Origin of the sequence: Planktothrix tepida PCC 9214, from assembly GCF_900009145.1 — a bacterium.
In the GTDB taxonomy this organism is placed as follows: Bacteria; Cyanobacteriota; Cyanobacteriia; order Cyanobacteriales; family Microcoleaceae; genus Planktothrix; species Planktothrix tepida.
On sequence record NZ_LN889813.1, the window covers coordinates 657,611 to 683,143 of the forward strand.

Here is a 25,533-nt window from a genome sequence, read left to right on the forward strand (position 1 = left end):
AAAACTTACTGTAAAATAGGCAAGTCTTACAAAAAATCGATATAGCCAACACCCTCAATTTACCCCTCGTGGGAGTTGAGTTAAAATTCTAAAGTCGTACTGGAGACTAGACCGTGAACAGACTTTTTACTAGACTAAAAGATTTTGTAGGGTTCAATGACTCTGTAGAATACGATTACGAATACGATGAAATGGAAGGGGATCGCTACCCGGGTAACTATCCCCCCCCACAGGAACAACCTGTCCCTCAACCGATGGTGGCAGAGGAACCTCGTGCATCTCGTCGTTCACAACGATCTGTTGGATCTATGGGTAGTGGTGTAATGTCTGAAGTTGGAATGGGATCAACCATGAATAATGTTATTGGAATGCCCGGTGCTCTGAATGGTATTTCTGAAGTGGTGGTGATGGAACCCCGCACCTTTGAAGAAATGCCGACCGCCATTCGCGCTCTCAAAGAACGCAAATCTGTGGTTTTAAACTTAACCTTAATGGATCCAGATCAAGCCCAAAGAGCCGTTGACTTTGTGGCTGGGGGCACCTTCGCCCTCGATGGTCATCAAGAACGCATTGGCGAAAGCATCTTCCTGTTTACCCCCAGTTGCGTTCAAGTCAGAACTCAAGGCGGTAACGTCGTCCACGAAGGAATTCCTCAAGCGCGTAACCCCCGCATGGCGGCTCCATCAGCCCCCGTTTGGCAACCGGAACGCGCTCAGGCTATTCAGTAAATTAAGCAGGGCAGCACGGGAAGAGGGGACAAGGGGATGGGGGGACAAGGGGACAAGGGGACAAGGAGATGGGGGGACAAGGGGACAAGGGGACAAGGGGATGGGGGGGAGAGGTTTAACTTCTGTAAAAACGTGGCTAGTCAAGTTCAGACCGTAGGCTCCAAGTAAATCTAACCACTGATAATTTCACTGATAATTGATAACTGATAACTGATAACTTTTCCCTGTTCCCTCTTCTGTAGCATTAATTTCAGGATTTAATATTACAAGTTTAATTTATGTTTAAATTAGGTGTAATTGGTGGCGGGGTGATGGGAGAAGCTCTCATCTCCCGCTTAATTTCTTCTCATATTTATCAACCATCTGAAATTATTATTAGTGATCCTCAACAAGAGCGTCGCAATAGTTTGGCACAACAGTATGGTGTTGTTGTAACCGCTAATAATCAGGAAACTACTCAGGCAACGGAAGCTCTTTTATTAGCGATTAAACCCCAAATTTTTGAAGCGATCGCCACGGAATTAGGGGGAGGTGTGACGTTAGGACTGGATACGGTTGTTTTGTCTATTTTAGCAGGAGTTCCTCTTAATAAATTAGAAACGGCTTTTCCGAAACATCCGGTGATTAGAATTATGCCCAATACTCCAGCGACCGTCGGGGCGGGTGTGAGTGCGATCGCCTCTGGAAAATTGGTGTACCCCCCCCATTTAGATCTCACCAGACGCATTTTTCAGGCCGTTGGAGACGTGGTAGACGTGCCGGAGGCTTTAATAGATGCCGTCACCGGATTATCGGGTTCTGGCCCCGCTTATGTGGCGATTTTAATTGAAGCCTTAGCCGATGGAGGAGTTGCGGCTGGACTTCCTCGCCCTATAGCCTCTAAATTAGCGTTATCAACGGTATTAGGAACCGCCCAACTCCTGTCACAATCTAACTTACATCCAGCCGAACTCAAAGATCGTGTTACCAGTCCAGGAGGAACTACCATCGCCGGAGTTTCCCAACTGGAAAAAGCGGGATTTCGTTCAGCTTTAATAGAAGCGGTCAAAGCTGCCACTCAACGGTCAAAAGAGTTAGGACGTTAATTGACGGTTGAGGTACTCTTATCAGTGCTTCCCCATCCCCAGTTCCCTACTCCCCACTGATAACTGATCACTGATAACTGATCACTGTTAGGGAAGTACGACTTAAGAGTACGGTTTTTTCCATTTTAGGTTTTGAAGAAATAATCCATTATTAGAGATGTAAAGCAAAGCAATTCCTAAACAAAAACCTAAACAATCTCAAAGGAGAACACTAATGATGCTGTTAACTCGTTTTTCTTTTCCCGGTTTTGCAGAAATTGAAAACATTCAACGTCAAGTTGATCAAGTCTTAGATGAATTAAGCCAAACTCAAGTTGCTACAGACTGGACTCCGGCGGTACAACTGGAAGAAACGCCAGAACAGTTTATTGTTCGGGCTATTATCCCCAATTTAGATAAAAATGAATTAGATATTGAAGTCGCAAAAAGTGGGGTTGCTATTTCGGGTAAAACTCTTGAAACAGAAGTTTCTGAAGGTCACAAAATCACTCATTCTGAGTTTCCTGTCGGTCAATTTCGTCGAGTAGTTTCCCTTAATGAAGCCATTGTGCAAACGGAAGTTAAAGCTGAATACACTGACGGAATTCTAACCGTTACGTTACCGAAAGCACCGGAAGTAATTCATCGCGTTGTTAAAGTGAATTTAAACTCTGAAACTCAATCATAATCGTAAGGGTGGGCAATGCCCACCTTTTTTTTGATCTTAGAGATTTTCGCTATAAAATCTATTGGATGGCTGGGGATGATCACTCCTATCGGCGGTCTAGCTTTGATTTGTGGCTGGGCTTGCCTAACAATTGCAGCTTTAAAAACCTCAACAATAGCCACAATTTAGTTAACTAATTATGATACTTTAAGATAAAGGCTGACAACTTGCGAGATACATTCAGATTTTTAACAAACAAATGGGAAGTGACACAATTGTTCTTTTATCCCGCCGAGAAATTGAAAAAATGCGTCAAGCAGGACGTCTGGCGGCACAACTGTTAAATCATCTTGAACCGATGATTAAACCGGGGGTAAGTACCCTGGAACTCAACGATGAAGCGGAACGCTGGACACAGGAACATGGTGCTCGCAGTGCTCCCCTAGGGTATCACGGATTCCCAAAATCAATCTGTACCAGTGTTAATGAAGTCATCTGTCATGGTATCCCAAACGCGAAACAGATTCTTCAAGATGGAGATATCATCAATGTGGATGTCACCCCGATTCTGGATGGTTATTATGGTGATGTCTCTCGCACCTTTTTTGTTGGAACACCCTCTCCCGTGGCTCAAAAATTAGTTGAAGTTACGGAAGAATGTTTAAGACGGGGTATTGAAGCGGTTAAACCCAATGGACGCATTGGTGATATTGGGGCGGCGATTCAAGAATATGCGGAAGCCCACGGGTTTTCGGTGGTGCGAGATTTTGTGGGTCATGGGGTGAATACAGTCTTTCATACGGCGCCTCAAATTCCCCATTATGGAGAACGGGGAAAGGGAAAACGTCTGCGTCCAGGGATGGTTTTTACCATTGAACCGATGATTAATGAAGGAACCTGGGAAGCTAAAGTTTTAGATGATGGTTGGACAGCAATTACCCGCGATCGCAAACTCTCGGCTCAATTTGAACATACCGTTGCGGTGACAGAAACAGGCGTAGATATTCTAACTCTAGCCGAATAAATAGTAGAGACGCGCCATGGCGCGTCTCTACGGGGACTCGAACCCCAATTTGATCTAAGCCATCACCATTCCGCCATCAACATTAAATACTTGACCTGTAATATAAGCTGCTGCTGGGTCTGCGGCTAAAAAGCGAATCATTCCCGCCACTTCTTGGGGTTCACCGTAACGACCCAAGGGAATAAATTTGAGAATTTCTTCCGTATTTTTCAACTCTTTGGTCATATCTGTAGCAATAAATCCAGGCGCAACCGCATTTACCGTTACCCCGCGACTGGCTAATTCTTTAGCTACTGTTTTTGTAAACCCAATCACCCCCGCTTTGGCTGCACTATAATTGGCTTGGCCGGGGTTGCCCATTTGTCCCGCAACAGAAGTAATATTAATAATTCGTCCCGACTTTTGTTTGAGCATGATTTTACTCGCTACACGAGTACACAGAAATACCCCGGTTAAGTTCAAATCAATCACTGCTTGCCAGTCTTCCGGCTTCATTCTTAACAGTAAAGTATCACGGGTAATCCCGGCATTGTTCACTAAAATATCAACTCTTCCCCAGGTTTCGGTGACTTTGTTAAATAAGGTATCCACTTGATCTACTTTGGACACATCTGCCTGGAGTGCGATCGCTTCCCCCCCCGCTTCTGTAATTTCAGCAACCCCTTCATCTGCGGGGGTCGAAGAACTCGCATAATTGATCACAACTTTAGCACCTTCTGTGGCTAACGCTAAGGCTGTCGCGCGACCAATACCCCGTGAGCCCCCCGTGATGATCGCCACTTGTCCTTTTAAGTGTTGTAGATTTTCAGGTAAAAGTTCCATTCAATTGTTTCTCCAACTGTTATTCCATCAAAACTCATCATCTCAGATTTGAGTTGTCCCGTTAAGAGAAACCTGATTTGGGAAGAATCGTTATAATTAAGGAGCAAAACTGTCTGGTGATGAGCTATGGCCGTGAAACAAACCTTTAATAGCTTTCAAGAATTACTCGCCCATTCCGATGTTCCGGTGTTAGTGGATTTTTATGCAACCTGGTGTGGCCCTTGCCAAATGATGACTCCTATTTTAGAAGAAGTCAATCAAGAAATGAGTCAACAAATCCAAATTGTTAAAATTGATAGTGATAAATACTCGGAACTCGCGTCTCAATATCATATTATGGCGTTACCTACTTTAATATTATTTAAAAATGGTCAACCCGTGGGTCGCCATGAAGGGGTTTTACGCGCACCTGAGTTAGTTCAATGGGTGTATGGTTTGCTGTAATTTATGTATACACCCAGTCACGCTATTTTAAATTTAGCGATTTTGGGAAAAGCCACTGATCCCGAAGCGAATTTATGGATTATTTTAGGGGGAATATTACCGGATATTCCCATTTTTTTATTCTATGGATGGGCAAAATTTATCACTAAAATGCCCGAATATAAAATCTGGTCAGAGGGGTATTATTCCCCAGCCATACAAACAATTGTTGCGATTTCTCATTCAATTCCTTTAGCGGTTATTGGATTAGCGATTGCTACATTTTATCAATGGCAAATCTTACAAATATTCTGTTTAAGTTTAGTCTTACATTCCTTATTTGATTTACCCGTCCATCACGACGATGCTCACCGCCATTTTTTCCCGTTTAGTGATTATCGATTTATGAGTCCCTTTTCTTATTGGGATAGAAAACATTATGCTTCTCAGGTTAATTTAGTCGAGATTTTATTCGTAATCCTCGGTACAATTCGGATATTTTCTAGGATTTAATTTCCCTGGATAATCGGAAATCCTTAACTTACAACGGTTCAATTTCAATATAAACACCTGTTTGTTTGGAATCGGGATCAAATTCAACGCTTAATTGCGGTAAACAACTTAAACGATCATCAATTAAAACCCCAGCACCATTTAACGTTAACGCATCTAAACACGCACCTGCTAAATTATCAATATCTGAATTTGTCCGATGATTTCCTAATAATCGAATCACAATGGCGGCTTTGCGTAAAGGAAATTTATGGGTAATATTTTGTTCTGAAATTTGCCGATAAATTTCTACTTCTGCACGATTTCGCCAAGCGCGATAACGGGGAGGTAAATAAGTTCCATTGCTAGTTACTCTAGGACGTGCTTTGGGAACAACAACCCCAGGAATCATTAATTTAATTAGTTCTGCGGTTTTTTTAGCCGGTTTTTGAGGTTCAATTGGCGCAGGTTCAGGAGGGTTAATCGGAGTAACTTCAACATCAATAATCGATTCTTTCGGATTAATAGTAATTCGAGTGACAGGAGATTCTAAGACTTCGGGTTTTTCTGGAATTGGAGAATTTTTCAGGGTAGGAGATTCGCCTGTTAAAATCATCTCAAAACCGGATAAAGACGTATCATGGCGCGTCTCTACAGTAGGTTTGGGAACAAGGTTTTGAGGTTCTATTTGAGGGGATTTAGGAGAAAGAGTTTTAACCTCATTTGTTAAATTTTGAGGTTGAGAATCGGGTAAAATTGGCTTAACCGGAAAAACCAGGGTTTTTGAAGGGTTCGGATTAGAATCGATAGCTGAGGAAAAAACACCGGGATTCACCCCTGGCATTTTTTTAGCAATTTGCATATACATGGCGGCGGTTTGGGGAGAAAACGTAAAATGTTCGTTAAACCAAACTTGCCAATGTTCAGGGGATAATTGAGCTTGAACGTGCAGCAACCATTCTCCAGCATTGCGCGCATGAATCAAGGAGGTTTGTGGAGTGTCTAAACATTTTTGGTGTTCCTGATTAATGCGTTCTGCAAAATCATCTAAGGTGGGGAGAACTTGAGAATCACTGAGAATTTGCAAATAGGTTGACAACATTAAATAAAAGTTTTGAATTTCAACAGGAAGTCGGTGATAATTTGCCCCCATCCACGAGAAAAAGGGGAGAGTTACAGTGTTGGCATGGGGGTTAGAAGGTTGATTCACCGACGGTATATTTAGTATTGATTAATTCCGAAATTGGGGTTAGGTGTTGGGTTCTTCCATCCAAAACTGTAAGCTTTGTTTTTTGATGTCCGATTTCATTAAAACTCCCGGTTCTTTTTGCATGGGTAATATATCTAAAATATCGGTTTGGGCGCAATATTTCAAGTCATCATAACACCCTAAACGCAATAACCGTTGACCATGGCTGGCATGATTTAACAATTCAAACAGTTTATTTTGCCATTGAGAATATAATGCAATTGCCCCAAACACTTCATCATTGCCCGCAAAATCATCTAAAGGATAACCCATTTCATTGACTAAATTTTGGGCAATTGCTCCCGCGCAGGCGGTGTCTTCGAGGGAATAGCTGCCTTCCCAACCCGAACCTAAGACCCAAACGGTTTCTGGGGTTTTTGTCATCAGATATTCTACAATGGCCCGTCGATTAATAAAAGCGGCAGTTAACACGACAGCAGCGGCTTGAACTCGTTCTAAACTTCGGGTTCCATTGGTCGTGGTCATAAATAATCGTTTGCCCTTGACCACTTCTGGGGTACAACTTAAGGGAGAATTGCCTAAATCAAACCCATCTACCGTTGCACCCCCCCGTTCACCGACACGAATGCGTTTGTCGGCGGGCCATTTTTCGCTCGTTTGCATTAAGGCATCAATATCGCTGAACACTTGTACCGCCTCGGCTCCCGCATTTAAGGCAGTGGCGATGGTGGTTGTCGCGCGTAACACATCCACGACAATTGCACAGTCGGGAAGAACATTCGCAGGGGCTAGTTCAGGAGTATGATAGACAAAAAATTTCACGGTTGGGACTGTGTTGGATAAAATTGCCAATTTTTATTTTACATAGAATTGGCTCAAAAATTGAATATAGCAATCCTATTTGAGTTGTATCCAAAATCTCGGTTCAAAAGGGAACAGCTTAACTGGGAACAGGGAACAGAGATAATACTTCTGGCTGTTTCATATCAGTTATAAATTATTACAACCTATTTGGGATTGCTATATAAAATTAATGATATTTTAAATGAATGTCTGTTTTTAGGTAATTTTTGCACAAAAATATGAAAAATAAAACTATTTTATTCTTAAGTAATGGTCACGGAGAAGATACTTGTAATGGAGAGATTATTAAACAGTTATTATCTTTAGATTCTACCGTAAAAATTGCGGCTGTTCCTATTGTTGGAGAGGGTCAGGTTTACCGTCGCTTAGGGGTTCCAATTCTCACCCCCACTCGAACGTTACCATCGGGAGGGTTTTTATATATGAATCCTTTTGTTTTTCTCAAAGATATTACATCGGGTTTAATCGGATTATTATGTAAACAATTACAAATTATTAAGAAAGAAGTTAAACATTATGATATTTTAATGGTGACAGGAGATATTGTTGTGGCTGCGATCGCTTATTTAACCCAAAAACCTTATATTATTTTTCTGTCTGCCTATTCTAGTTATTATGAAGGAAAACTCAATTTAGGGTTAATTCTTCCTTATTTGCTGAATCATAAGCGTTGTTTAGCTGTCTTTACACGGGATCAGTTTACCGCCAAGGATTTACAAAAACAAGAGATTAAAAAAGCTCAATTTGTGGGAACTCCGATGATGGATAATCTTACCCTCACCAAGGTTAATTTAAACCTAGATTCTGCATCTCGGATGATTGCTATTCTTCCCGGTTCTCGCCTCCCGGAAGCTAAACATAATTTGAAATTACTGTTAAAATTAGTTGAATTGATTGATAATAAGAGTTTGCAAAAAATTCAATTTAGAGTCGCGGCTGTTCACCGTTTAATGGTAGAATTAGATGAACTAGCAATATCTTTGGGTTGGCAACATGAAAGCGGAACATTAATTAGTAAAACGGGTTTAAACGTGATGTGTTATTGTGATAGATTTGCTGACATTTTAAATGCGGCTGATTTAGTTCTAGGAATGGCTGGAACTGCTAACGAACAAGCCGTGGGACAGGGAAAACCTGTGATTACAATTCCTGGTAATGGCCCTGCTTTTACCTATCGATTTGCTGAAGCGCAGTTGAGATTATTAGGATCATCGATTCAATTAATTGGAACGAAACCTGCGGATGATACTATTTTAGATAAAGCTGCGGAAACAGTAATACAAACCTTACAAAATTCCGACTATTTAAAATCTTGTTTAACAAATGGGGAAGAACGCATGGGAAAACCAGGAGGAAGTTTAAAAATGGCTCAATTTATACTAGAAACCTCTAAATTTTAAAAAGATCATGAAAAAATTTTTATTCGGTGGCTTAATCTGTTTTTTGAGTCTATCTCAACCTGTTTTGAGTCAAACTGAATCTTCTTCTCAAAAAATCTGCCCAACAGAACTGGAACCCGCCATTAATACCCTTATAAATCGTCCCCAATTTCAACACTCTCGCTGGGGAATTTTAATCGAAACCTTAACCCAAGGTAGAACCCTTTATAATCGAGATAGTCAATATTATTTTATTCCTGCTTCCACCGTTAAACTCTTAACAACGGCTGCGGCTTTCCAAAAATTAAGCGCAAATTTTAGAATTAGAACCTCGGTTTATGGCGATAATCAAGGAAATATTTATATTGTCGGAAGAGGTGATCCTAGTTTAACCGAAACTCAACTTAAAGATTTAGCACAACAGTTAAAAAATAAAGGCATCAGTCAAATTAATCAATTAATTGCTGTAGATGGTTATTTTACAGGTTCACCTATACATTCTAGTTGGCAATGGGAAGATATACAATCCGGTTATGGCGCACCAATTAATAGTTTAATTTTAAATCAAAATTCCTTAGATTTAATCCTCTCTCCCCAAGGGGTCGGACAACCGTTAAAAGTAACTTGGGTACGTCCAGAACAAGCAACGGGATGGACAGTAGAGAATCAAACCAAAACGGTTAACAAAAATGAACCCGAATTTGTGGATATTGGACGAGATTTAAGTAAACCTATTATTCGAGTTTCAGGACAATTAAGAGTTGGTGCAGAACCTGAACCCGTTTATGCCGCCGTTGTTGAACCGACGGAGAATTTTATTCAAGTCTTTAAGCAGGTTTTACTGAATTCAGGAATTCAAGTTTTGCAAACCTCAATAGCTGCTAATTTTTCCTATCCTCCAGAAGAATTAGCCTTTGTGGAATCTCCCCCTTTATCTGAATTAATTAAAACCCTAAATTCAGAAAGTAATAATGTTTTTGCTGAATCTCTCTTAAGAACTTTAGGGGTACAGAATTCCCGGTCTGATAGTGTAGAATCAGGATTAAAAGAAATTCAATTAATGTTAACTCGATTAGGCGTTAATCCCCAGGGTTATTACTTAGTTGATGGTTCAGGACTCTCTCAGAATAATTTAGTTACTCCTTTGGCTTTAGTTCAAACTTTAAGACTAATGGCAGGTTCTCCCGTTACAGAATTATATCAGAATTCCCTCCCCGTTGCGGGAATCAGTGGCACATTAAAAGGACGATTTCAAGATAGTTCGGCTGTCGGAATTGTCCAAGCAAAAACGGGAACTTTAACCGGAGTTTCATCCTTAGCCGGATATATTTCTCCCCCCGATTATCAACCTTTAGTTTTTAGTATTATGATTAATCAAACTCACTTACCTACAACTGAACTCAGAAAAGCTATTGATGAAATTGTATTATTATTAACGCGCTTAAAATCCTGCCCTTAACCTTTGTTTTTGCTCCATTGCAAAAGAGTAGCTAACACATAACAATATCAGGAATAGGCTGAAGAATAACAACAAGTTTTAGATATAGTAATCCGCGCCTTCGAGACAGGTTGTAATCATTTACAACTGATATGAAACAGCCAGAAGTATTATCTCTGTTCCCTATTCCCTATTCCCTATTCCCTTTTAGACCCAAATTTTGGATACAACTCAAATAGGATTGCTATATAATTTTGATACTATTTTAATCCGACTTGAGAATGAACGTACCCACAGCCACTTTATTAGTCTCTTGTCCCGATCAAAAAGGGTTAGTTGCTAAAATTGCGAATTTTATTTACTCCAATGGAGGAAATATTATTCATGCCGATCAACATACGGATTTTACGGCTAACATTTTTTTAACTCGAATTGAATGGCAATTAGACGGATTTAATTTACCCCGTGATGTTATTGCGCCTGCCTTTAGTGCCATTGCTAAACCCTTAAATGCTCATTGGCAATTGCATTTTTCCGATACCATTCCTCGGTTATCCATTTGGGTCACAAAACAAGATCATTGTTTATTAGATTTACTCTGGCGATGGCAAGCTCAAGAACTGATAGCAGAAATTCCCTTAATAATGAGTAATCATTTAAAATTAAAACCCCTTGCCGATCAATTTGGGATTGATTTTTACCATTTACCCATTACAGCAGAAAATAAATTAGAGCAAGAAGCTCAACAGTTAGAACTCTTAAAAAAATATAAAATTGATTTAGTTGTTCTTGCTAAATATATGCAGATTTTAAGTCCTCAAATTGTCGATAATTATTCTAAAATTATCAATATTCACCATTCTTTTCTCCCGGCTTTTGCGGGTGCAAATCCCTATCAACGAGCCCATGAACGGGGGGTTAAAATTATTGGTGCAACCGCCCATTATGTTACGGCGGATTTAGACGAGGGGCCAATTATTGAACAGGATGTTGTGCGGGTCAGCCATCGAGACACCGTAGAAGATTTAATTAGAAAAGGTAAGGATTTAGAACGATTGGTTTTAGCGAGGGCCGTTCGTTTACACTTACAAAATCGCGTGTTAGTCTATGGAAATCGAACGGTTGTTTTTGCTTAAATTCTCAAAAGGATGATCCCATGAGCCAAACTTTACAAGAGTTACAAACAGAATGGAACAGCATTAAAGCAGAAATTAATGCAATTAAATTTCAATATGAAAGTTTGCGAAATAAGCGTTCTAACTTTCATGTTACCGTCTTATTTACCTCAGATTCTTCTCCAGAATCTCTAGCACTCCTACAACAACAAACTCAAGAAGAAGCTAATCGCTGGTCATTGGATTTACAACAACTCGATCAAGAAATTCAAGCCACTCGTATTAAATTAAGACAAATTCGTGCTAAACTAGCGGTTAAACAAGCACAAATCTATCGATTTCAAGCTCAACAAAATTGGATTAAACTGAAACAACAGTATGAACGCATTAATCAATTATCAAATTCTTTAGAAGCCGAAATTTTATCCTTCTATAAAACGGCTGAAAATTTTCAACCCCTTCCTGAAGAATGGCTTCCTAAACACCCTCAATTATTAGAGCTAGAAATGACTCATATTCCTTATATTCAATCGGAAGAGAAACAATTTAAGCTAATGGGTAAACCGATTGATTTTAATCGCGAATGAAGGTAAAACAGTGGATTCATTTTTTTCTTGGTGGGGTGATACTGATTGGGGTGTTCCTGGGGTTGGTACAAGGATTAGCAGAGCAGCAAATTCCTTCTAAACTGATTCCCCTAGAGAGTCCTAAAACCCCAAACCTTGAATCTCTTTCAAGTTCTTCAATTTCTCCTCAATTCAATCAAATTAATCCTACTAAATTATGGGAACATATTCAAGTCTTAGTGGGAGAACGATATCAAGACTCTGACCGAGAACGGGTGAGAAATTATTTAACCCAGCAATTAGAATTATTGAAGTTTTCTCCCCATTTACAATCCTTTAAACAGGGGGTTAATATTGTTGCTCAACGTTTAGGAACTGATCCAAAAGCAGGGGAAATTGTATTAGCTGCTCATTATGATACGGTTCCGAATTCTCCCGGTGCAGATGATAATGCCAGTGGAGTTGCTGTTGTTTTAGAAATTGCCCGTTTATTGGCTGAAAAATCCACTCCTAAAACCTTAACGATTGTCTTTTTTGATCAAGAAGAAGTTGGACTTTTAGGCAGTTTTGCCTTTACAGGAAAACCAGAAAATCTAACAAATTTACAAGCTGCTATTATATTAGATATGGTGGGTTATGCTTGCCACACTTCGGGGTGTCAAACCTATCCCCCTGGATTAACGGTAACTCCCCTTTTAGAAGCAGCCGGAATTGAATTTCCAGACCGGGGAGAATTTTTAACCGTAGTCGGAGAAGTTCAAAATTTACCCTTATTAAAAGTCTTTCAAGCTGTCGATCAATCCCTAAAACTCTCCAATTCTTCCTCCCCAAAAATTCCACCCTTAGTAACCCTTCCCATTCCCTTAAAAGGTCTATTGACACCTGATGTTTTACGCAGTGACCATGCGCCTTTTTGGTATCAAGAAATACCAGCCGTTTTACTAACAGATACGGCAAATTTGCGATCGCCTCATTATCATCAACCCAGTGATACTCTCTCTCATTTAGATCCTGAATTTTTTGAAGGATCAGCCCAGATCATTTATAATGTCATTGTTGAACTTCTGAACAGTCAAACTCCTTTTCCGGTTTCCCCGTCTTAATCATCAACCTATAAAATAACGATGAATACTAAAGAAAACCTACAACGGCTCTTATTAGATCTCGATAACCGAGGTTACAAAGCTTATAAAGATATTTTAGGGACTTATGAATTCCCCGATTTTACCTTAATTATTGATTATGTTCAAGGTGATCCCTTTGCTGCACCGAGTAAATTTCGGGTTCATATTTCCCCAAACGTTGCCGGATTTCCCTCGGAATTATATCGCACCCGCAGCCGTGAAATAGCCCTCCGGGATTATCTCATTCGTGAATTTGACCACACAGCACGGGAGATTAGTAGTCATCGAGGAACAGGCAAAAGTGGCATGATTGCGGTGACAAAAATGGGTCAGGAAATCCTCGAACGCACATCGGCTTCATTGATTACCATTACCCCCCCTTCTCTTAAACCGATTATAGGGGGAAATCCCGCATTACAACGCGCTCGTCCAACACTTTCAACTTCAGAAAAAGGCATTGAAATGCGCTTTTTTGTCGGACTTCCGGCACGGGGACGGAATATTTTAGGCCGTCAAGCAGCGATGATGATTTGTGATGATATTCCGGCAATTGTAGATCGAGCTTTACGATATCAAAACTTGGATGGGGAAGCGATTAAACGTCATGTTGAAACGGCTGAAGATGCAGATTGGTTGCGAGAACAATTAGCCGAAAAAGAATTAGTTGCTTTTGTTGCAAATGGTGCAATTTTACCCCGAAAAAGTGGCATTGATAGCCATCCTTTACAAGAAAATGTGATTGCATTTCAATCTCCAGAATCCTTAGAAGTAGAGTTTAATTGTCCTAACCAAGGTACAATTCAAGGTATGGGAATTCCCAAGGGAATTAGTTTAATTGTAGGGGGCGGTTATCATGGAAAATCAACCTTATTAAATGCGATTGAATTAGGAGTTTATAATCATATTCCAGGGGATGGTCGAGAATTTGTAATTACTAATCCATCGGCGGTCAAAATTCGGGCGGAGGATGGTCGGAGTGTGTCAGGTGTTGATATTTCTCCTTTTATTAATCAACTGCCTCAAGGTCGTTCTACCACCGAATTTTCTACTGAAAATGCTAGTGGAAGTACCTCCCAAGCTGCTAATATTATGGAGGCATTAGAGGCTTTAGTTTTAGCTGAAAAACCGGAATCTTCCTCTATTCCTGCGGTGTTATTAGTGGATGAAGATACGGCGGCTACAAACTTTATGATCCGCGATCGCCGAATGCAAGAATTAATTGCCAAAGATTCGGAACCGATTACGCCTTTTATTGATAAAGTTCGACAACTTTATACGGATCATCAAGTTTCTACTATTTTAGTCATGGGAGGAAGTGGAGATTATTTTGATGTGGCGGATACTGTGATTGCAATGGAGAATTTTCAGGCACTAGAATTAACAGCAAAAGCTAAAGAAATCGCCCGTGAATATAGCACAGGTCGCACCTTAGAAGGGGGTGAAGCTTTTGGGGTTATTCGCCCTCGAATTCCCATTTCTGAAAGCTTAGATCCCAGTCGTGGACGTTGGGATGTGCGGATTAAAGTTCGAGATGTGGATGAGGTATTATTTGGAAGTGAAGATATTGATGTTTCTGCGGTAGAACAAATTGTTTCTAAAGACCAATTAAGAGCGATCGCCGCCGCGATGGTTTATGCCAAACAAAACTATATTAATGGGGAGAAAACATTACCTCAAATTTTAGATGCTGTTATGCAGGATATTGTAGCGAAAGGGTTAGATGTGATCACTCCCTTTCCCCAAGGAGATTTAGCAATCTTTAGACGGTTTGAATTAGCAGCGGCGATTAATCGCATTAGAACCTTAGAAGTGAAGCAATTGTAATTTTAGGAGGGAACAGGGAACAGGGAACAGCAGGAACAATATTTTAGTGTCTCCGTTGAGTGCATTAATTTAATAAAGTCCCCCTTCTTAAGGGATTTAGGGGGAGCTAATAACCCGTTTAATCATTGATTTTTTATTTTTAATAATTATGTCAAATCTTCCAATTCGAGTCAATGTAGTGTTTGGAACTCGCCCAGAAGCGATTAAATTAGCACCTGTCATTCAACTGTTAAAACAAACTCCTGGGTTTGAAACGCAGGTGATTTTAACGGGTCAACATCGAGAAATGGTTTCTCAAGTGATGACGTTATTTAATTTAACGGGAGATCACGATTTAAACATCATGCAGCCACAACAAACCTTAACGGATATTACCTGCGGAAGTTTACAAGGATTAGAAGATTTATTTAAACAATTCAAGCCCCATTTAGTCTTAGTTCAAGGAGATACAACAACGGCTTTTGCGGCGAGTTTAGCGGCGTTTTATCAAAGAATTCCGGTTGGTCACGTTGAAGCCGGATTACGCACCAATGATGTCTTTAATCCCTATCCTGAAGAAGCAAATCGGCGGTTAATATCTCAATTAACGCAATTCCATTTTGCCCCGACAATTCAAGCGGTTCAAAACCTTAAAAATTCGGGGGTTTTAGGAGAAATTTATCATACGGGAAATACCGTAATTGATGCTTTATTATCCGTTGCGAGAAAACAACCTCAATTGCATATCCCTAAATTAAATAATAGTCTCTATCGATTAATTTTAGCAACGGTTCATCGTCGAGAAAATTGGGGAGAACCCCTTCAGGGAATAGCTGAAGGATTCTTACAAATTCTCAATAAATTTCCTGATACGGCGTTATTATTACCTTTACATCGAAACCCAACGGTTAGGGAACCTTTAACGGAAAAATTAGGGAATCATCCCAGGGTCTTTTTAACAGAACCGTTAGATTATACGGAATTAGTGGCGGCGATTGATCGTTGTTATTTTGTATTAACAGATTCGGGAGGATTACAAGAGGAAGCACCGAGTTTAGGAAAACCGGTTTTAGTGTTAAGAACCACAACAGAACGTCCTGAAGCGGTGGAAGCGGGAACGGCTAAATTAGTGGGAACAGAAGCGGTGGATATTTTCACAGAGGCGAGTGTATTATTGCAGGATGAAATCGCCTATCAAAATATGGCAAATGCCATTAATCCCTTTGGGGATGGTCACGCTTCGGAACGGATTATTAATATTATTCAAGGGTATTTTCAGGGCTGAGGTTTGCGACAAGGGGGAGGTGTTGAAATTGGAAAGGGAAAAAAATCGGCTGTATCTCCTTCTGCATAAGGGTTACAAGGAAATTGAATAAAAAATCGGTTGTCGCATTTTTTGGAACCTCTGTATCGTCAGGATTTCAGCCGTTTTTTGGGAACAATCCCTTGACTTTTTTTCCGGTTTGGTGGTATATTTTTCTCAAGTGGCAACAGGTTGTCGCAAATGAACCTTGAAAACTAAATACAATGCGGGTTTCAAAGCGTGCAGTTTAAACTACTATTAATCCCTATCAGGGATTGAAACATCGGGATTTGTCGGCTGATTGGCATATTTGGTGCGCTCAATATGGTTTAAACTACTATTAATCCCTATCAGGGATTGAAACTTCGCTAATAACTCACTTTACATAACCCGTCGTTCCTCCTTGTTTAAACTACTATTAATCCCTATCAGGGATTGAAACCAATTCTGTTTCCCCTTCTTTTATCCGTGTGGCAGTTTAAACTACTATTAATCCCTATCAGGGATTGAAACAACATAAACATTACCAATAGGATCAATCCATTTATGGTTTAAACTACTATTAATCCCTATCAGGGATTGAAACATCAAGCCAATTACTGGGGAATGAATAGGCTTTACTGTTAGTTTAAACTACTATTAATCCCTATCAGGGATTGAAACCTAATAGTAAGTGTTGAGGCTGAGGATACAGCTTAAGTTTAAACTACTATTAATCCCTATCAGGGATTGAAACATCTGGTAGGAAGATCTTACATCTTCCCTAACCGGTTTAAACTACTATTAATCCCTATCAGGGATTGAAACATCCTTGCCTGGTAATCACCGAGGGATTCTTTAGTTTAAACTACTATTAATCCCTATCAGGGATTGAAACGCATCAGCTATCGTTGCAGATGTTCCTGAAGGTTTGTTTAAACTACTATTAATCCCTATCAGGGATTGAAACATGAACTCTCTGAAGGTAAAACGGTAAAACAAAGTTTAAACTACTATTAATCCCTATCAGGGATTGAAACTGGGATTACACGGATGGAAAACAATAATGATTTTGTTTAAACTACTATTAATCCCTATCAGGGATTGAAACGGTTCGATTTCCGTACCACTACGGCGGCGGCTTTGTTTAAATTACTATTAATCCCTATCAGGGATTGAAACAATTTTTGGAATTTTTTTTTGTGCTGACATAATGACTGAATACGTTTCTTAGTGAAAAAAGTAAAGTGCTTTTGTGGTTCTTTCAAAAATCAGAGTTTTTAGGCTTAAGTTAACAATAAGGGGTGATATTAACTGTTTAAAGACAGCCCTGAAGGGCTTACTACGGGGTGCGTAAGCCAAAATAAGTTAAAATTAAATCGGTATTTCCTGTGTTGGTGACTTCGTGAACTTCTCCAGGTTCCACTGCAATACAAACTCCTGGTTTTAATTCATAATTTGTACCATTAATCGCAATATTTCCCAAACCTGATTCTACAAAAAAAACTTCACACATATCAGCATGGGAATGACCTCCCGCCACTTGTCCGGGGGAAAAACACGCTTGAGAAAAATTCGTTAAATGGGGTAAATCTCCTAAACTCAACATCACCTTTTTTTTAATCGCTGGATTATGGGAAACTTCCTGTTCTGGAATTTGGTTTAAATCGGTTATTTTCATAAAAATTAAAGATATCTTTTTTAAATTCTACTAAATTTATGTTATTTTGTCAATTAATTTAGCCAAACAATCTTTAACCATTTGAATAGCAGATTCAGGAGAATTCACAATAAAAACTTGTTCTGGCGCTAAAGATTTAAAAAAACTTTGACTTTCTAAGTTTTGATTTAATAAAATAACACACTTATTTTGTTTAATTGCTAAAGCAATTTCCGAAGCAGTTCCGGCTCCCATTCCACAAGCAATAATAACATCGGAAGATAATACATTAATAGCATTTCTAGCCTGACCTAAATTAGTAAAAATTGCAATATCTACCGCCTCAGACATTCCTTGATTATCCCCATTCGGTAAAATTCCTAAAGTTAAACCATTAGCTGCTTTTGCTCCTTGATTGGCTGATTCCATCACTCCCCTATTTCGACCTCCTGTTAATAAAACCCATCCTGATTCAGCAATCAATTGACCCAATTGATACCCATGCTCAACATCCAGGGACGTTGCTCCTTCTCCTGGCCCCATAACGCCAATAGTAATTTTTCTCATAAATAATGTGATAAGATGCCAGACATCTATTAATTTAGAGCGATCAATCATCGCTGATTTCTAAACCTTGAGAAATCTTAAGATTTGTTATGAAAACTCAACTAAAGCTCAAAAAAGTATCCGGGGATACCTTAGTCCAAATGCGGCAGGATTTAATGGCTGAATCCCGACCGAGTTTTAACTACATGATCTTAGTCATAACGGCTTGTTTAATTGCGACTTTTGGATTACTCAGTAATAGTACAGCCGTCATTATTGGAGCCATGTTAGTCGCTCCCATTATGTTACCATTGCGAGGATTAGCCTTTGGTATTTTAGAAAATGATCAAGAATTATCTCGGTGTGGTATTATCTCGATTGTTGTGGGAACAATAGTAGCACTGATCTTATCAATTACTTTAGGAAAAATAGTCGGAATTGAAGATTTTGGTTCAGAGGTTTTAGCGAGAACTGAACCCAATTTAATAGATTTAGGAATCGCTGTTGTCGCAGGGGGATTAAGCGGTTTTACGAAAGTTGAAAAGGGGATTAGTGACGCTGTAGCTGGAACCGCAATTGCAGTGGCGTTAATGCCTCCTTTATGTGTCATTGGTTTAACGTTATCTCAAGGTTTTTATGATTTAAGTTATGGCGCAACATTGCTTTATTTAACCAATTTAATTGGCATCGCCTTAGCTTGCATGATCGTTTTTGTTTTGGCAGGTTATTCCCAACTCAAAAGAGAATTTGTCATCACACTGATTGTGGCTTCTGTGTTAGCAATTCCTTTAGGCATTAGTTTTTTAAAGTTCGTAACTCAACTGCGGTTACAAACGGATTTAAGGAATATTTTTCAAGAAAAAACCTTAACGGGACAACGAGTAGATTTACAAGACACTCATATTAATTGGAAACAAAATCCTCCCACAGCTTATTTAAAAGTTCGTTCTACCGAACCCGTTACCCCCAGACAAGTGCGTTTAGTCCAAGATTTTATCAATCAAAAAATGAGACAAAATTTCACATTGGTTTTCTTAGTTGAAGATGTAGAACAAGTCGAAGCAGAGAAGTAATCAGTTGTCAGTCATCAGTTATCAGTAATTAGTGTAGAGATATGGTTTCGCCCAGGTGTGCCTGTACGAGTTAAGAGAGAGTCAATCAACTAATTAGTAATTACTGACAACTGACAACTGATAACTGATAACTGATAACTGATTTTAAAATCCGCCAAAATCAAGGGGGCTAGATACAGGACTGGTGAAGACAAAATAAATAATTCCGGCTCCTAATAATGCGATCGCTAAACTAAAAAGAATTACCCAACGATCAGGTGGTTCGTAGGTATCTTCTTCAATATCTCGACGCACAATAAAATATTGAAATGTGGATAATAATACGGTTAATAAACCCACTCCTGAAAATAATAATCCTAATTTCCAACCATAACCAGGGCCAGGAACAGCAATAGGTTGAAATGCACGCAGGCGTAAAATCACAACACCAAATCCCATTAAACCAACGGCGGTTCGCATCCAGGCGAGATAAGTTCGTTCATTGGCTAAGTGATCTCGAACGCGGGAAGGGTTCAATTTTTTGGGTTTCTGGATAATTTCTGCGGTAGAATCTGGTGATTTCATGAACTCAGAGGCTTTGATTTGGGTGTAATCTTCAGTTTTCATAGTTGAGAAAATTCAACAAAAATACAGAGAATTAACGAAGAAATCACTTTTTTTCAGGGTGATTTTGATTACCCCTTTTCTCCCCGTTTAAAGGGAGACAGGGGAACATAGTTAGAATCACTTAAGATTTTTTTGTACTCAAAGTATTAGGAATTTGGCTATCAATAATACTCTGAGAAATATTAGGGATAAACCAATGAGTATCATTAGCTTGAACAACCTTTGCTAAGGGGGAGTTAAACTCAAGAGTTCCCGTGTCAGGATTAGTGGTAATTTCTAACTGAGTTCCATCCAGAATTTTAACGGCAATCGGCCCTTGTAAAGGCTCAGATTGTTCACTGAGTGCCAAATTAGTTCCCTTAATATCTTGGGGTAAATAGAAGCCATCACAATCCCACTTTTTAGGGGTAGTTTGATTATCACCCAAAAAATAAAGGGTTGCTTGATCTTCTTGATCTTCTTTTTGGGGACTGCCATAAACTGCGATTGTTTTTCCCGTTTTATTGGTACATTGTCCCCAATGAGTTGCTGATTTTAACGCATATTGTTGAAACTGTAAATAGTCAAGTTGTTGTTGAACAGGTTTAGAAATTGCACCTTGAGTTTGCTTTTCATCTTCAGCAACTAAAGACAGTTGTTTTAAAGCTTGGGTGACTTCAATATAATCAGGATTCTTTGTATATTTAGGTTCGGCGGAAGCAGGTTGAGAGAACACCAAATTGAGCATCAGAACCAAAGCAATCAATAGAGAGGTTAAGAATTTCATGAATTTTATCCTTGAATTAGGTTGAATCAAAACGTTAAAACTTGTACCGGGTGTAATCCCATTATTCAACTTCGGCTACTTTGGGGGGGTTAGAAAACAAAACCCAAGCACAACTAATGCCTAAAGCCAGAAGTGCTAATAAAAGGTTTTCTTTAACGATAAACACACCTAAACCAATTAAAACACAGGGAACAAACGTATTACCATAACCCGTTAATACTTTGGCAATAGTTGGAAAATGGGTTAACTTGTAAGCGACATAACACCAAACCCCAACGAGGGAGAAAAAGGTACATAATATCGTTAATAAAGTTTCCCAACTGCTACTCGCAAATAGGGGAACATAAATCCCTATATTATCGCTGCCATTGGCAACCGTTACCGCCGCGACTCCATAGGTTTGAGGAGATAACCAATTTTGCCAAAAAGAGGGGTTATCCGATGTTAGGGAAGTCTCTATAGTTGGTGAATCATCATCCTCGTCTTCTTGAGATTTCAATAAATAATAAATTCCCAAAATAACAGGAACTAAACCCAACCCTCGAATCCAATCAGGAGGAATCAATAAACTTCCAAAAAAACCGGGTAAACTTGCCAATAATAAGAGGGTAAATCCTAAATACTGACCGATAACAATTTGACGGCGACGGAACAAGGCATTAACTTGGGAAAAAAATAGAGTGAGGATGAAAATATCATCAATATTAGTCGCAGCAAAGGCGGCGGTTCCTGTGGAAATGGCGGTTATAAATTCGTTCATGGTTTGATTTTCCTGTGAGGGTTAATAATGGAGAGGTTTAGAATTTTCGTCTGCGTTTAGTCGAATAGGAATGGGAAGTAGGAAGCACTAAAGAAGCTGAAGGAATAATTTCAGGAGTGGGGTGAGTAAATTGAGCATGAATTTCTTCAATATGTCGTTCCATTGTTCTGACTAATTTCGGTGAACGAGTGCGTTGTCTGACGAACCAGCCACAAGTTACGAATAAGTAGAGGAGGAATAAATAAGGGAAGAGATTATAAGGGGCTTCAGGAACTGGAAACAGTTGATTTCCGGGGATACCAACGCTACCAATAATCGGAATCATCATGAAGCCAATAGCTAAGATAGAACAGACAACATCCATCGGGCGCAGTTGTTTAATTTTGTGGAGATAAAGGGGCGCAGCCAGGGAAACTAAAATGTAAACCGTTAAAAATCCATAACTACAAATCGCTCCTAAATAACCCATACTTTCAAATAAGCGAATATTAAACATTGACAGGATTGCTGGAACTAGAAACATTACAAAGGAACAGAGGGTAACAGCAATATGAGGGGTACGATTTGAAGCGTGGGTTGTACCAATAGACGCATGAAATAAACCGTGACGCGCCATAGTAAAAAAGATGCGGGCGGCGGGATTAATAGTTCCTAAAACACAAGCAAAGAAGCTAAATAAAACCCCGAAAGCAATAATATCTCCTAAGAATCCGAAGCCGATTTGATGGGAAAGAAAAGCTAAGGGTTCTTCTGTTGTTGTAATCGAAACCCCAGTTCCTTCAAATCCTAGAATTTCAACATAACTGGTGAAGATAAAAAAGACTCCAGCTAAGATAACACTGCCCATCACAGAACGGGGAATCGTTCTTAACGGATTTTTAGCTTCATCCCCTAATGTGGTGGCACTTTCAAATCCTGAAAATCCAAATAAAGCTAACACTAATCCAGTGGCAATATGACCCGGAGTAACCCCTTCTAAGGTGAGTTGGCTCAGATCTAAAGCAAAGCCTTTATGTGCCCAAATAAGGATAGTTAGAATGCCAATTAACAAAATCGAAATTCCTTCCATCCATAACATCGCCATAGCGGAAAGTTGGATATCTTTGTAGGCTGCATACCAAGCAATTCCAGCACCAATGGCGAGTAAGGTAATTGCCGAAGGATGAATCCCTAAATGACCAAATAATATGCCGCTAAAGTTAGCTAAACCACAGAGAACAGACATTCCCGTGAATAAATAGGCGAGTACCAAACTCCAACCACAAATAACTCCGGCGGTGGGGCCTAATCCTTTAACAATATACGCATAAAATGAACCCGGAGAAGCAGAACGTCTGGCAAATTGATTAATATTAATACTGACAAAGATTAAGCCGATTAAACCAATTAAAAAACTGAGCCAGGTTCCTTTTCCTGAAAGGGCAACTAATAATCCTAAATTAGAGGCTGGAATTGTTGTAGGGGCAATTACAGCAAAAGATTGAGCTAAAACTTCACCAAAAGAAAGACAATCCTTTTTTAAGCCATGAGAACCCTGATGGAGTTGAGTGCTTTCGGTCATAGAGTAATTCCTTCTGTATTTCAAATAGACATCGGTGAATTGCTCTGCGATCGCCAATAAAGTATTGAGCAATGATTAACGATATCACCGGAAATGAAACCGTTAGTGTTTCAAGTTTTACTCTATGCGGATTCGATAATAGAATCAACTGTTCTTTTTTGTTGAATTGATAAATTTTATTGATTGATTCTCCCCTTAATGGTGTTTTACGGTAGGATCAAAGGGTAATCGCTGAAAATTTTCTACTTCAGTTCTGAATCTTCTGAGTGGATTTCCTCATGAATGGTTTGAGTTTTAGGACGAGGAATTCGTTGCTGTTTATAGAAGGGTTTATAAACTCGTTGCCGATAAATAGACGTGTGTTTGACTTTTTTAAACCCACTTAAAATCAGTAACGTCATTAAGGTTCCGATTAAACTCATGCGCCATAATCCACATCCAGCGGCGGTTCCTAAACCTGCGGTTAACCACAAAGCTGCTGCCGAAGTTAGCCCTTTAACTTTAGGCTTAAGATTAGGTTTTGGCTGTTGCAAAATCAGGCCCGCCCCAAGAAATCCTACTCCGGTTGCAATGCCTTGAACAGTACGACTAAGGGCATTAGTTGAGTTCATATCAAACCCGGCTTGTAAAGGCAGCATGATAAAAATAGCAGCCCCTAAACTGACAATCATATAAGTTCTCATTCCCGCCGGCCTACTGGGTTGCTGACGATCTAGTCCAATCAATCCTCCGATGAACAAAGCAATTCCTAGGCGGAAAATAATGGTGAACCAATCATCAGCCGGAAAAAACATTGGGTTAGAATTTATAGCCATTGCTCCTCAACCCCCCTAGGATAAAAAATCCTACTATTTTTTAAATCTCATAGTGCCAAAAAGGTTGATGTCCAGGTAAAAGAATAAATTGCCTATTTAACCGTTCAATAATTCCATGCTGTTCAAATTCTTTCAAAAGTCGAGTGACCGTGACTCTTGTTGTGCCAATTGTTTCAGCAATTTCTTGATGGGTTAAATGGAATTCAATCAGTTGTCCCTGAGAGACACCACTGCCAAATTTGTTGGCTAATAAGGTCAATAATTTATGCAACGCTTCATCAACAGGACGGGAATGAACGATTTCTAAAAAGGTTTGCAGTTGATGAATATGTTCAATTAACAGGGGATATAGATTATCAAATTCAGAGATTGGAACAGGAATCGCCTGAACTGGGGTCACGCACTCCATATAGTAGGGGTCAGCTTTAGACAAAACCCGTGAAACGATATCTCCTCTTCCCCATAACCCTAATGTAACAACAGTTCCATTTTCCAGGTAAGTGAGGGTACGCACAACACCCGACTGAATTTTCCACAGGTGATCCCGTCTTAAAGGAAGTCGGTCACGACGTTGGAAGTAACGCTGTTGTTGACTGAATTCCGGTGCAATTCCTGAAGCTAAAGTCATGGAAGATACAAACTAAACGAAATTTAACTAAAATTGTAGACTATGTTACTTGTGTTTGTATTAAAATACAGTTTTAATTGTATTAAATTTTTGATAGTCCCCAGGCTAACCCCATCCCCGAATCATGCAAGAGGTGAGTAACTTTACAATGGCTGGAATGACCCTAGAGCAACTGCGAATTTTTTTGGCGGTAGCAGAACATCTACACTTTACCCGTGCGGCTGAGAACCTCTATATTACGCAACCGGCGGTTAGTGCTGCGATTCAAAGCTTAGAAACAGAATATCGAGTTAAGTTATTTCATCGGATTGGTCGCCACGTTGAAATTACAGAAGCTGGACAATTACTGCAACTTGAAGCCCAAAAAATTTTAGAACAAGTCGCGTTAACCGAACGAGGATTAAGAGAGTTAAATAATTTACAACGGGGAGAACTCAAGTTAGGCTCAAGTTTAACCATTGGAAACTATTGGCTACCGGAAAAAATTAGTCAATTTCAACGGCAATATTCAGGAATTATTGTCAACTGCACCTTAGCGAATACCGAGGAAATTTGTTTAGGGACAGCCAACGGACACTTTGATTTAGGATTAATTGAAGGGGAAGTCAAACCTTCTTTACAAAAATTATTAAGTCAGGAGGAAATTGGCAGCGATCGCTTATTAATTGTTGTTGGACAGTCCCATCCTTGGTTTAACCGAGACAAAGTTGATTTAACAGAACTTAAAAATACAGATTGGGTCATGCGAGAACCGGGTTCAGGGACTCAACAACGCTTAGAAGAAGCGTTACAAAATTGGGGAATTAATCTCAGCGAATTAAAGGTTATTTTAGTTTTAAATACGGGAGAAATGGTGAAATCTGTTGTCGAAGAAGGTCATGTAGCAGCCGGAATTTCTGAACTGATGGTTAAAAAAGAATTAAAATTAGGAGTTTTAAAGGCGATTCGGATTGTTGATTATCGTCAACCTTCTCATAAAGAATTAGAATTGATTCGACCTTTTTTAAAAATCAAACATTATCAACGGTTTCAAACTCGCATTTCTCAAACCTTTGAAAAAATGTTATTATTGAATGAAATTAATTTACAGTTCACTCAAATGAATGTTAGCTAAATG

At 39.4% G+C, this 25,533-nt stretch carries 27 protein-coding genes and 1 CRISPR repeat array; of the genes, 15 read left to right on the plus strand and 12 right to left on the minus strand.

Translation table 11 applies throughout. The annotated features are described in order from the left end of the window. The first annotated feature begins 113 nt into the window (after positions 1-113). The 3 genes from PL9214_RS25490 to PL9214_RS25500 all read left to right on the plus strand — a co-directional run bounded on the left by PL9214_RS25490 (position 114) and on the right by PL9214_RS25500 (position 2,480). Positions 114-728, plus strand: coding sequence for a cell division protein SepF (locus PL9214_RS25490; protein WP_072722076.1), 615 nt, complete (start codon positions 114-116; stop codon positions 726-728). Positions 729-1,006: 278 nt separating this feature from the next. Next, positions 1,007-1,813, plus strand: coding sequence for a pyrroline-5-carboxylate reductase (gene proC, locus PL9214_RS25495; RefSeq protein WP_072722078.1), 807 nt, complete (start codon positions 1,007-1,009; stop codon positions 1,811-1,813). 214 nt (positions 1,814-2,027) lie between these two features. Continuing rightward, a complete protein-coding gene (locus PL9214_RS25500) occupies positions 2,028-2,480 on the plus strand; it encodes an Hsp20/alpha crystallin family protein (protein WP_083580188.1) in 453 nt (150 codons plus the stop codon). Here the strand turns inward: PL9214_RS25500 and PL9214_RS31590 are convergent. Continuing rightward, complete coding sequence (locus tag PL9214_RS31590) at positions 2,471-2,641, minus strand: hypothetical protein (protein WP_186440456.1); 171 nt, start codon at positions 2,639-2,641, stop codon at positions 2,471-2,473. The genes PL9214_RS25500 and PL9214_RS31590 overlap by 10 nt on opposite strands. Before the next feature lie 77 nt (positions 2,642-2,718). Here PL9214_RS31590 and map point away from each other — a divergent pair, with 77 nt between their 5' ends. Then, complete coding sequence (gene map / locus PL9214_RS25505) at positions 2,719-3,483, plus strand: type I methionyl aminopeptidase (protein ID WP_072722082.1); 765 nt, start codon at positions 2,719-2,721, stop codon at positions 3,481-3,483. 54 nt (positions 3,484-3,537) lie between these two features. On the opposite strand, the gene fabG is transcribed toward map, so the two are convergent. Then, positions 3,538-4,305 carry a 3-oxoacyl-[acyl-carrier-protein] reductase gene (gene fabG, locus PL9214_RS25510; RefSeq protein WP_072722084.1) on the minus strand — a complete coding sequence of 256 codons (768 nt, stop codon included), beginning with the start codon at positions 4,303-4,305 and terminating at the stop codon, positions 3,538-3,540. 126 nt (positions 4,306-4,431) lie between these two features. On the opposite strand from fabG, the gene trxA reads away from it, so the two are divergent. Both trxA and PL9214_RS25520 read left to right on the plus strand, forming a co-directional pair. Next, positions 4,432-4,749, plus strand: coding sequence for a thioredoxin (gene trxA, locus PL9214_RS25515; RefSeq protein ID WP_072722086.1), 318 nt, complete (start codon positions 4,432-4,434; stop codon positions 4,747-4,749). 3 nt (positions 4,750-4,752) lie between these two features. Further along, the gene (locus PL9214_RS25520; protein ID WP_072722088.1) at positions 4,753-5,241 is read left to right on the plus strand and encodes a hypothetical protein; all 489 of its coding nucleotides are present in this window, start codon (positions 4,753-4,755) and stop codon (positions 5,239-5,241) included. Between the two features lie 28 nt (positions 5,242-5,269). Here PL9214_RS25520 and PL9214_RS25525 read toward each other — a convergent pair whose 3' ends face one another. Both PL9214_RS25525 and PL9214_RS25530 read right to left on the minus strand, forming a co-directional pair. After that, positions 5,270-6,430 (minus strand): RusA family crossover junction endodeoxyribonuclease, encoded by a 1,161-nt coding sequence (locus PL9214_RS25525; protein WP_245824368.1) that lies wholly within the window; start codon positions 6,428-6,430, stop codon positions 5,270-5,272. A 39-nt stretch (positions 6,431-6,469) separates the two neighbouring features. After that, complete coding sequence (locus PL9214_RS25530; RefSeq protein WP_072722343.1) at positions 6,470-7,252, minus strand: 2-phosphosulfolactate phosphatase family protein; 783 nt, start codon at positions 7,250-7,252, stop codon at positions 6,470-6,472. Between the two features lie 260 nt (positions 7,253-7,512). On the opposite strand from PL9214_RS25530, the gene PL9214_RS25535 reads away from it, so the two are divergent. The 7 genes from PL9214_RS25535 to wecB all read left to right on the plus strand — a co-directional run bounded on the left by PL9214_RS25535 (position 7,513) and on the right by wecB (position 16,004). Next, positions 7,513-8,694, plus strand: coding sequence for a lipid-A-disaccharide synthase-related protein (locus tag PL9214_RS25535; RefSeq protein ID WP_072722090.1), 1,182 nt, complete (start codon positions 7,513-7,515; stop codon positions 8,692-8,694). 7 nt (positions 8,695-8,701) lie between these two features. Next, entirely contained in the window at positions 8,702-10,132 is a 1,431-nt protein-coding gene (gene dacB / locus PL9214_RS25540) for a D-alanyl-D-alanine carboxypeptidase/D-alanyl-D-alanine endopeptidase (protein ID WP_072722092.1), read from the plus strand. Between the two features lie 260 nt (positions 10,133-10,392). Next, positions 10,393-11,247, plus strand: coding sequence for a formyltetrahydrofolate deformylase (gene purU, locus PL9214_RS25545; protein ID WP_072722094.1), 855 nt, complete (start codon positions 10,393-10,395; stop codon positions 11,245-11,247). A 20-nt stretch (positions 11,248-11,267) separates the two neighbouring features. Continuing rightward, positions 11,268-11,813 (plus strand): hypothetical protein, encoded by a 546-nt coding sequence (locus tag PL9214_RS25550; protein WP_072722096.1) that lies wholly within the window; start codon positions 11,268-11,270, stop codon positions 11,811-11,813. Next, a complete protein-coding gene (locus PL9214_RS25555; RefSeq protein WP_072722098.1) occupies positions 11,810-12,895 on the plus strand; it encodes a M20/M25/M40 family metallo-hydrolase in 1,086 nt (361 codons plus the stop codon). Before PL9214_RS25550 ends, PL9214_RS25555 begins: the two co-directional genes overlap by 4 nt. 21 nt (positions 12,896-12,916) lie before the next feature. Further along, positions 12,917-14,740, plus strand: coding sequence for an ABC-ATPase domain-containing protein (locus PL9214_RS25560; protein ID WP_072722100.1), 1,824 nt, complete (start codon positions 12,917-12,919; stop codon positions 14,738-14,740). Between the two features lie 148 nt (positions 14,741-14,888). Then, entirely contained in the window at positions 14,889-16,004 is a 1,116-nt protein-coding gene (wecB, locus tag PL9214_RS25565; protein WP_072722102.1) for a non-hydrolyzing UDP-N-acetylglucosamine 2-epimerase, read from the plus strand. A 263-nt stretch (positions 16,005-16,267) separates the two neighbouring features. Then, a CRISPR array of direct repeats spans positions 16,268-17,183; the repeat unit is 37 nt; unit sequence GTTTAAACTACTATTAATCCCTATCAGGGATTGAAAC. 160 nt (positions 17,184-17,343) lie between these two features. On the opposite strand, the gene PL9214_RS25570 is transcribed toward wecB, so the two are convergent. Both PL9214_RS25570 and PL9214_RS25575 read right to left on the minus strand, forming a co-directional pair. Beyond that, the gene (locus PL9214_RS25570) at positions 17,344-17,682 is read right to left on the minus strand and encodes a cupin domain-containing protein (protein WP_072722104.1); all 339 of its coding nucleotides are present in this window, start codon (positions 17,680-17,682) and stop codon (positions 17,344-17,346) included. Between the two features lie 36 nt (positions 17,683-17,718). After that, positions 17,719-18,228: an SLOG cluster 4 domain-containing protein gene (locus PL9214_RS25575; protein ID WP_072722344.1), complete on the minus strand. Its 510-nt coding sequence runs from the start codon at positions 18,226-18,228 to the stop codon at positions 17,719-17,721. 89 nt (positions 18,229-18,317) lie between these two features. Here PL9214_RS25575 and PL9214_RS25580 point away from each other — a divergent pair, with 89 nt between their 5' ends. Next, positions 18,318-19,280, plus strand: coding sequence for a DUF389 domain-containing protein (locus tag PL9214_RS25580; RefSeq protein ID WP_072722107.1), 963 nt, complete (start codon positions 18,318-18,320; stop codon positions 19,278-19,280). Between the two features lie 144 nt (positions 19,281-19,424). On the opposite strand, the gene PL9214_RS25585 is transcribed toward PL9214_RS25580, so the two are convergent. The 6 genes from PL9214_RS25585 to PL9214_RS25610 all read right to left on the minus strand — a co-directional run bounded on the left by PL9214_RS25585 (position 19,425) and on the right by PL9214_RS25610 (position 24,416). After that, a complete protein-coding gene (locus tag PL9214_RS25585; protein WP_072722345.1) occupies positions 19,425-19,844 on the minus strand; it encodes a YidH family protein in 420 nt (139 codons plus the stop codon). A gap of 163 nt (positions 19,845-20,007) precedes the next feature. Further along, positions 20,008-20,652: a hypothetical protein gene (locus PL9214_RS25590; RefSeq protein WP_072722109.1), complete on the minus strand. Its 645-nt coding sequence runs from the start codon at positions 20,650-20,652 to the stop codon at positions 20,008-20,010. A gap of 61 nt (positions 20,653-20,713) precedes the next feature. Beyond that, positions 20,714-21,412, minus strand: coding sequence for a cadmium resistance transporter (locus tag PL9214_RS25595; RefSeq protein ID WP_072722112.1), 699 nt, complete (start codon positions 21,410-21,412; stop codon positions 20,714-20,716). Positions 21,413-21,449: 37 nt separating this feature from the next. Beyond that, entirely contained in the window at positions 21,450-22,973 is a 1,524-nt protein-coding gene (locus PL9214_RS25600; RefSeq protein ID WP_072722113.1) for an APC family permease, read from the minus strand. A 242-nt stretch (positions 22,974-23,215) separates the two neighbouring features. Then, positions 23,216-23,788 (minus strand): MgtC/SapB family protein, encoded by a 573-nt coding sequence (locus PL9214_RS25605; RefSeq protein WP_222425282.1) that lies wholly within the window; start codon positions 23,786-23,788, stop codon positions 23,216-23,218. Positions 23,789-23,828: 40 nt separating this feature from the next. Continuing rightward, positions 23,829-24,416 carry a Crp/Fnr family transcriptional regulator gene (locus PL9214_RS25610; protein ID WP_072722115.1) on the minus strand — a complete coding sequence of 196 codons (588 nt, stop codon included), beginning with the start codon at positions 24,414-24,416 and terminating at the stop codon, positions 23,829-23,831. A gap of 124 nt (positions 24,417-24,540) precedes the next feature. Between PL9214_RS25610 and PL9214_RS25615 the strand changes: the two genes are divergently transcribed. Then, entirely contained in the window at positions 24,541-25,530 is a 990-nt protein-coding gene (locus tag PL9214_RS25615; RefSeq protein WP_245824369.1) for a LysR substrate-binding domain-containing protein, read from the plus strand. The last annotated feature ends 3 nt before the right edge of the window (positions 25,531-25,533 follow it).